The 6145-nt window shown below is 78.4% G+C and carries 5 protein-coding genes and 1 pseudogene; 1 reads left to right on the plus strand and 5 read right to left on the minus strand.

Annotation, left to right across the window (positions count from 1 at the left end):
* The 5 genes and pseudogenes from AB0G13_RS33545 to AB0G13_RS33565 all read right to left on the minus strand — a co-directional run.
* Positions 1 to 446 (minus strand): annotated as a pseudogene (locus AB0G13_RS33545) (serine--tRNA ligase); the annotation flags it as partial.
* A 155-nt stretch (positions 447 to 601) separates the two neighbouring features.
* Positions 602 to 1678, minus strand: coding sequence for a MerR family transcriptional regulator (locus AB0G13_RS33550; RefSeq protein ID WP_357883369.1), 1077 nt, complete (start codon positions 1676 to 1678; stop codon positions 602 to 604).
* Between the two features lie 72 nt (positions 1679 to 1750).
* Positions 1751 to 2932: a saccharopine dehydrogenase NADP-binding domain-containing protein gene (locus AB0G13_RS33555; protein ID WP_357883359.1), complete on the minus strand. Its 1182-nt coding sequence runs from the start codon at positions 2930 to 2932 to the stop codon at positions 1751 to 1753.
* 44 nt (positions 2933 to 2976) lie between these two features.
* Positions 2977 to 4155 carry a zinc-dependent alcohol dehydrogenase gene (locus AB0G13_RS33560; RefSeq protein ID WP_357883362.1) on the minus strand — a complete coding sequence of 393 codons (1179 nt, stop codon included), beginning with the start codon at positions 4153 to 4155 and terminating at the stop codon, positions 2977 to 2979.
* On the minus strand, positions 4152 to 4592 hold the full coding sequence (locus AB0G13_RS33565; protein WP_357883364.1) for a hypothetical protein: 441 nt from the start codon (positions 4590 to 4592) through the stop codon (positions 4152 to 4154). The genes AB0G13_RS33560 and AB0G13_RS33565 overlap by 4 nt, the downstream gene beginning before the upstream one ends.
* Positions 4593 to 4802: 210 nt before the next feature.
* Between AB0G13_RS33565 and AB0G13_RS33570 the strand changes: the two genes are divergently transcribed.
* On the plus strand, positions 4803 to 6145 hold a 1343-nt coding region (locus tag AB0G13_RS33570), incomplete at its 3' end, for an AAA family ATPase (RefSeq protein WP_357883366.1).

The following is a 6145-nucleotide window of genomic DNA, read 5'->3' on the forward strand; positions in this document are numbered from 1 at the left end:
ACCAGGCCCAGCATCCGGCTCAGCTCGACGTGGTCGCGGACCTTCTCGATCGCCGGCGGCTCACCGAAGGTCCGGACGACCCGGTTGGCCTCCTTGCCGCCCGGCACCACGTCGTCGGCGGGGAGGTTGGGCAGCTCGCTCATCACGCCGCGCAGCCGGGACTGCACCTCGTCCAGCTCGGACTCCAGCTCGGCGAGCTGCTTGCGGCCCGCCTCCGGCGCGGAGACCTCCGGCTCGGTGCCGGCTCGCTTCGCCGCCGCGTACGCGCGCGCCTCGGCCTTGCGGCGCTGCCGCTCGCCATCGATCCCACTGATCAGGGCACGGCGTTCCTGGTCGAGCCGCTGGATCTCGTCCAGGGCCCGGTTGACCTCGGCGGGATCCAGTCGCTTCGCCAGCGCGGTCGCCACCGCCTCGCGATCCTTCCGGATCAACTCCATGTCGAGCATGCTGCTCCGTACGCTCCGTCCGGACGTCGGGTGGACCCACCGATGCTACCGTCGCGGCCCGGCCGCGCCCCGGCCCGGTCTCGACGACCCCGCGCGGCCGGCGTCGCGCCCCCCGGAACGCCGGGCTGGCGCGGCGGGCCGGGGCGGGCGTGGCGTCAGAGCCGGATGGGCATCAGGACGGAGAACGCGTCGACGTCGTCCGGCCGGCGCACCGCCAGCGGGGCGATCGGGCCGTCCAGCTCCAGCAGCAACTGGCCCCGGCCGGCCGCGTCGAGGGCCTGGAGCAGGTAGCCGCCGTTGACCCCGACCCGGAACGCGTCCTCCTCCCCGGCCAGCTCGTCCGCCCCGAGCAGCCGTACCCCGCCCCGGCCGTCCGGGCCGAGCACGGTCACCGCGAGCGGGACGCCGTCGTGCCGCCGGGTGACCACGGGGGCGTCGGCACTGGTCAGGGCCGCCCGCAGGGCGTGGGCGTCGACCGTCAGCCGGTGCGCCGGCCCGTCGTCGGCCGGCGGGCGGAGCAGGCGGCGGTGGTCCGGGAAGTCGTACGGCAGGGCGTCGGCGTCGACCGTGCGGCCGGCGACGCGGACCGCGATGGCGTCGCCGGCCACCGTCAGCCGGGCCTCGCCGGTGCCGCCCGTGCCGGTGTCGAGCAGGGCCCGCACCTCGTCGACGAAGGCGACCGGGGCGAGCACCCGCACCGGCGGCCCGTCGACCCGGGCGTCCGCCCGCGCGACGGCCAGCCGGTGCCGGTCGGTCGCCACCAGCCGTACGCCGTCGGGGTCGGACTCGAACAGCACGCCGCCCAGCACCGGCAGCTCGGGATCGGCGCCGACGGCGAAGCGGACCGCGTCCACGGCGGCGGCCAGGTCGGCGCGGGACAGAACGAGACTGGTGGTCACCATGGGCTCCTCGGCATCGATCAACGTACGGATGCGGGAGAGCTCGCGGCGGGCGTCGGCGAGGCCGTCCTCCAGCCGGCGCAGGTGCGCGTCGAGCAGGCGGTGCACCTGCGCCGGCTCGGACCGCAGCGCGGCGGCGATCTCGGCGACCGGCATGCCGACCCGGCGCAGCCCGGCCACCAGCCGGGCGGGCGCCACCTGGTCGCCCGTGTACCAGCGGTAGCCGGTCGCCGGGTCGACCAGGGCCGGGGCCAGCACCCCGGCGGAGTCGTAGAACCGCAGGGCGCTGACGGTCAGCCCGCTGGCGCGGGCCAGCTCGCCGATGCTGCGCAGGTCGCTCTCCACGGCGCTGATCCTGTCGTCTCAACCTGGTCGAGGGTCAACCCGCCCGCTGTCGGGCGACGGTCAGCGCGGCGTGTCCAGCACCCGGAAGGTCATCCCCGCCCGCACCAGCCGGTCCAGCAGCGCGTCGCCCATCGCGGTCACCGGGGTGACCTGACCGGCGGTGGCCGGCAGGTCGTCGCCGGCCAGGCAGAGCGCCGACTCGGCGAGCATCTTCGCCGTCTCGTCGTAGCCGGGGTCGCCGCCGGCCACCTCGGTCAGCACCCGCCGCCCGCCGCCCGTGCCGGCGAACCGGACCCGGAACCAGGACTTCGCCCGCTGCTGCGGCGTCGGCCCCTGCCCGGAGGCGAGCCGGCCGAGCAGCCAGCGCCGGGTCGGCGGCAGCTTCACCAGGGCCACCAGCCCGCCCAGCCCGACCCCGCCCGCCAGCACCGTGGGCAGCCGCTTCACGGCGGCGAAGTGCCGGTAGCGGAAGTCCGGCCCGTACTCCGGCCGGGCGGCGGCCGAGCGGCGGACCACCTGCGGGTCGATGGTCGGCAGCGGCACGATCCACATGCCCAGCTCCTTTGCGCGGGCGAGCCGGCCGGGCACCGCGCGGACCCGCCGCCCGGTCGGTCGCGGCTCGACCTGCCGCCGCTCGCGGGCCGCCCGGGACGCCTGCGCCGTGCGGGAGAAGGCGGTGAGCGCCGAGTGGTACGTGCCGGCGGAGAACCGCCCGCCCGCCCGGACGAAGCCGTCGACGGTGATCGGCACGTCGTCCGGGAGGTGCTTGAGCGTGAACCAGACGCCCAGGTCGTGCGGGATCGAGTCGAACCCGCAGGCGTGCACCAGCCGCGCCCCGGTGCGCTCCGCCTCGGCGTGGTGGCGCACGTACATCTGGTCGACGAACTCGGGCTCGCCGGTGATGTCCAGGTAGTCGGTGCCGGCGCGCGCGCAGGCGGCGACCAGCGGCTCCCCGTGGTGCACGTACGGGCCGACGGTGGTGGCCACCACCCGGGCGCTCTCGGCGACCGCCCGCAGCGACCCCGCATCCGTGACGTCGGCGGTGAGCAGGGGCAGCCCGGCCAGCGCCGGGTCGATCGCGGCCAGCCGGTCCCGGACGGCGGCCAGCTTGCCGGGGTTGCGTCCCGCGAGCGCCCACCGCAGCCCGGGCGGAGCGCTGCGGGCCAGGTACTCGGCGGTCAGCCCTCCGGTGAAGCCGGTGGCCCCGAAGAGGACGACGTCGTACGTCCGCTGCTCACGCATCCGCCGAGTCTGCCACCCGGCGCGGTGGGCCGCAGCGTTCCGCCTCAGCCGCCGGCGGGCGGGAGATCGGGGCTGAGCACGGCGCGGACGCAGCCGTCGGCCCGGTCCCGGAACAGCGCGTACCCCTCCGCGCCGCGCTCCAGCGGCAGCCGGTGGGTGGCCAGGTGCTCGGTACGCAGCTCGTCGCGGGCCATCCGCTCCAGCAGCATCGGGATGTAGCGCTGCCCGTGCTGCCGTGCGCCCCGCACCGTGAGCCCCTTGTTGGTCACCGCCCCGAGCGGGAAGGTGTCGACGAAGCCGGTGAACTCGCCGAGCAGGAAGACCGAACCGCCCTTGCGGCAGGCGTGCACGGCCTCGCGTACGGCGGCCGGTCGCTCGGCGCCGCCGGTGAACCGGTCGGCCAGTGACCGGGGGCCGTGCCCGTTCCAGGCCGCCCCGACCGCCTCCACGCACACGTCCGGGCCCCGGCCGCCGGAGCGCTCGCGCAGCTCGGCGGTCACGTCGGCGAGCCGGTGGTCGATCGTCTCCGCGCCGGCGTGTTGCTCGGCCATCCGCAGCCGCTCGTCCTCGGCGTCGACGACGATGACCCGCTCCGCGCCGAGCAGCCGCGCGGCCCGCGCCGCGAGCTGCCCGACGGCGCCCGCCCCCCAGACCGCCACCACGTCGCCGGGGCGCACCTGGCCGAGGTCCGCGCCCATCCAGCCGGCCGGCGCGGCGTCGGAGGCGAACAACGCGCGGTCGTCGCTGACCGGCTCCGGCACGGTGAACGCGCCGACGTCCGCGTACGGCACCCGGACGTACTCCGCGTGGCTGCCGGCGAAGCCGCCCAGCGCCCGGGGCTGGCCGAACGCGCCCCCGGTGGGGTGGCCCCAGGCCGCCTCGGCGACGGCCGGGTCGGCGCTGCCGTTGTCGCAGCAGGAGGGCAGGTCGCGCCGGCAGTACCAGCAGTTGCCGCAGGCCACCGAGGAGCAGACCACCACCCGGTCGCCGACCCGGTGCCGGCGTACCTCCGGCCCGACCTCGACCACCTCGCCGAGGAACTCGTGCCCGAGCACGTCGCCGACGGCGAGGAAGGGCACCCGCCCGGCCAGCAGCGGCAGGTCCCCGCCGCAGGTGGCGCTCTGCCGGACCCGGACGATGGCGTCGTGGCCGTTGCGCAGCTCCGGGTCGGGCACCTGCCGTACCGCCACCTCGCCCGCCCCCACCCAGCACAGCGCCCTCATCGCGGCGGTCCCGCCGGACGGTCGGCCGGCGAGCGGTCCGCGCGGAGCACCTCGCCGGTCTCGGCGAGCTGCTTGACCTCCCGCAACGCCCGGCGGACCAGCAGGCCCGGATCGTCGCCGACCAGGTGGGCGGCGAGCCCGGCCGGGGCCGCCGCGCCGGGCAGCGGCCGGGCGGCCAGCTCCGTGCCCCGGCAGCCGGGAGCCGGCCGCAGCTCGACCTGCACCGCGCCGCCGAGCCGGCGCAGGGGCTCCGGCCAACGGCCGCCGGGCAGCACCTCGCCGGGCGCGCGGTCGATGGTCACCACCTGCCAGCGCCCGGGCCGCGGATCGGCGCCGGCCGCTCGGGGCCAGGCCGACCCGCGCCGGCGTACGCCCAGCGCCCGGTCCGCCGCGGCGAGGGCGAGCGCCGCACCGGCCGTCCCCGCGAGGCGTCCCATCCGTCCCCGCCCGTTCACCTCGGCCCCGCCTCCCGTCCCCTCCCGACGCCACCCGCGCACCGGTGCGCGCGGCCGGTCGCCCGCGTACGACCAGGGTTGCCCGGGGCGGGGTGAAGCCGGGTCCCCCCGAAGGGGTGAACGGGGCCGCGCCGGGTAACCGCCGCCCGCGGGACCTGGGGGAGTGGACGCGTCGGTGGAGGGCGGGGCCGGATGCCGGAGGACGTACGGGACAGGGGAGCCGTCACGGTCGCGCGCGAGCCGGCCGGTGCGCCGCTGCTGGCGTCCCGGCTGTGCCCCGCCCCACCGCCGCAGCCGCTGGTGCTGCGGCCCCGGCTGCTGCGGGCGCTGGACGAGGGGACCGCCGGACCGGTCACCCTGGTCCGGGCCCCGGCGGGGTGGGGAAAGACGACGCTGCTCGCCTCCTGGTTCCGGGCCGCCGGCGAGGCCGGCGCGCACCGGGGCCGGGTGGGGGAGGGGCCGGTGACCGCCGCCGCCGAGGGGCCTCGGGGCGACGGGCCGGCCGGGGCCGCTCCGGGCGACTTCGGCGCGGCGGCGGGCGCCCCGGCGGAACCCGACCGGCCCCGGGCGGCCTGGGTCTCGGTGGAGGCCGGTGACGACGGGGACCGGCTCTGGTCCTACCTGGCGGCGGCGCTGCGCGCGGCCACGGATCCCGCAGACGACGTGCCGGGCCCACCCGTGCCCGACCGGCCGCCCCGCCCCGACCAGTTGGAGGTGCTGGCCGCAGCCCTCGCCGCCCGGGAACGGCCGGTCCTGCTGGTCCTGGACGACCTGCACCGGATCACCGATCCGGAGGCGCTGACCGGGCTGGAGTTCCTGCTCCGCCACGCCGAGCAGCGGCTGCGGCTGGTGGTCGGCGCCCGCGCCGGGATGCCGCTGGCCGTGCACCGGCTGCGGCTGGCCGGGGAGCTGACCGAGGTCGGCCCCGACGAGCTGGCCTTCAGTGGCGACGAGGTCGCCGACCTGCTGACCGCGCACGGGGTGGCGCTGCCGGCGGCCGGGGTGCGCCGGCTGCGGGAACGCACCGGCGGCTGGCCGGCGGCCCTCCGCTTCGCCGCGCTGGCGCTGCGTGGGCAGCCGGACCCGGCCCGCTGGGCCGAGCAGTTCGGCGGCGACCAGCCGGACGTGGCCGGCTACCTGCGCGAGGAGGTGCTCGCCGGGCTCGACCCGGCCGTGCGGGACGTGCTGCGCCGCTCCGCCGTCGCCGACGCGGTCTGCGCCGGCCTCGCCGACGCGCTCACCGGTCGCACCGACGCCGAGCAGGCGCTGGCCGCCCTGGCCGGCGACGGCGGGCTGCTGCGCCGCGACGACAGCCGTCCGCCCTGGTACCGGTGCCCCCCGCTCCTGGCCGACCTGCTGCACGCCGAGCTGGGCCGGCTGCCCGCCGACGAACTGCGCGACCTGCACCTGCGCGCGGCCGGCTGGTACGCCGACAACGGGCGACCCGCCGAGGGGCTGCGGCACGCGCTGGCCGGCGGCGACCACGACCGGGCCACCGCGCTCTTCGTGGCCCGCTGGCCGGAGCTGGTCCCGTA

The sequence above is a fragment of the Micromonospora sp. NPDC023633 genome, assembly GCF_040640035.1.
Classification (GTDB): Bacteria; Actinomycetota; Actinomycetes; order Mycobacteriales; family Micromonosporaceae; genus Micromonospora.